The 1810-nt window shown below is 34.6% G+C and carries 2 protein-coding genes and 1 pseudogene; all 3 read right to left on the bottom strand.

Translation table 11 applies throughout. The features are described 5' to 3' along the window. On the bottom strand, nt 1-282 hold a 282-nt coding region (locus ACY65O_RS19830), incomplete at its 3' end, for a hypothetical protein (protein ID WP_462222592.1). A 179-nt stretch (nt 283-461) separates the two neighbouring features. Continuing rightward, entirely contained in the window at nt 462-971 is a 510-nt protein-coding gene (locus ACY65O_RS19825; RefSeq protein WP_462222591.1) for a hypothetical protein, read from the bottom strand. 195 nt (nt 972-1166) lie between these two features. After that, nucleotides 1167-1810: pseudogene (locus ACY65O_RS19820) on the bottom strand (2-oxoacid:acceptor oxidoreductase subunit alpha); the annotation flags it as partial.

The following is a 1810-nucleotide window of genomic DNA, read 5'->3' as shown; positions in this document are numbered from 1 at the left end:
ATAACCATTTACACTGTAATTATTTAAGGGAACAGTTGAAGGCGGAGCAGTGGGCTGCAATAATTCGTCAACAGATTGTTGTACAGTTCTAGTTTTAAAATATTGTATATCCTGCAGTTTTGCGCCAAACAATGTTCTTTTTAAAAGATGAACAATTTGCGGCGTTTCCCAAGTACCGGTATATTCCTGTAAACCTTCGGCTAAAGGGCTGTGCAAATTATTGGGGTCAGAAAAAGGCTGTAGTTTTTCTGCAGTTGCTTTGGAGAGCAGCGTTTCTTTCATAAAGGATAAAGGTTTAACAACAATAAAAAATTACAGAAAATATCTTACCAATCTTGCAAAAATATTTTTACTTAAATTATTTAAAAGGAAAAAAATCGCTACAGTGTTTTGAAATAATTTGAATTAGTAAGGGTTATTCAGCGATAATTGTATTAACAAAAATTTTGCCAAAACAAATTTTATTCAAAAAAAGAAGTGGAAAATTTTCCCTCTGTAAGTAATAATATTTTTGTTTTAGTAGAATTACTAACCCTTATCGTAAAACTCCCTTCCACAATGCCCTGTTTTATTTTTTGGAGTTTTGTTACGGTTACTTTGTTTGCAGTATCGTTAATTACATTTGCGTAGGTAACACCGGCAGCATCGGTATAGCTTGCAAATATTTCTGTGTTAAGATATTTTCTTGCGCTATCGCCGGTAACTCTTATAATTAAATTATTTTTTCGCACAATGCTGTCCGGTAATTTTCCTTCAACAGAGGTAGTAAATAATGCACCTACATTTTCTTTTCTTGCTGTTGTTACTGAAAGGTTTACAGCTATAGAATCTTGTTTAAAACTGATGGAAGATAATTTAATTTCCGGCCCGGGAATGGGAACAGGTGCTTCTTGTTTTGTACAGGAAATAAAAATGATTGCAGTAAAAATAAAAATGAATACTGGCCTGTAATTTTTAATAGTCAGTTGCATTGGATAATTGGGTTTAAGAATTTTATTCCTGCAATATCAGTGCCATTTTTTTTCCAACAACAAAAAAGTATTTAATTTACTATTGGTCTTGGTGTGAAAATTAACCACATAAGTATATAGATACACATAGTCAGTAAAACAAAAAATCCCAACATTAATTTGGGATTTTTTTTGAAAATTTATTTTTATACTTTCTTACAACAACTTCCTTATCGCCTCCACCAATTCTCCTTTAGTAATTGGCACGCCCATAATTTTATTATAGCCTTTGGCATCTACAAAATAAACATCACGTATAATTTTTATCAACTGGCCATTATTAATTTCAGGAATTAAAACAGTGTCGAAGTTTTTTAAAATATTGCCTAAGTTTTTAGGGAAGGGGCGAATGTAACGCAGGTGGGCATGGCTTACTGCAAGGCCTTCTTTTTGTAATACTGCACAGGCACTTTTTATGGAGCCGTAAGTACTGCCCCAGCCCAATACCAATACTTTTCCTTTAGCAGGACCACTATCTAATGTTTGTTCTGGAATATAATTAGCAATTAAATCAACTTTAGCCTGCCTTGTTTTTACCATGTGCTCATGATTTTCCGAATCGTAACTGATGTTACCGGTAATGTCCTGCTTTTCCAAACCACCCACACGATGTTCTAAACCTGCAGTGCCGGGTATTGCCCATGGCCTTGCTAATTTTTCGTCACGCTGGTAAGGCATAAATTTCCCATCGGCCATATTCTCTGCCGATGCAAAAGTTACTTTTATTTCGGGCAGGTCTTCGCTTTTAGGAAACTTCCATGGTTCGGCACCGTTAGCAATATAACCATCGCTTAAAAACA

The sequence above is a fragment of the Ferruginibacter sp. genome, assembly GCF_031430955.1.
Taxonomy (GTDB): domain Bacteria; phylum Bacteroidota; class Bacteroidia; order Chitinophagales; family Chitinophagaceae; genus Ferruginibacter.
Note: the sequence above shows the minus strand (reverse complement) of the source record. Positions and strands in the feature narration are given on the sequence as shown.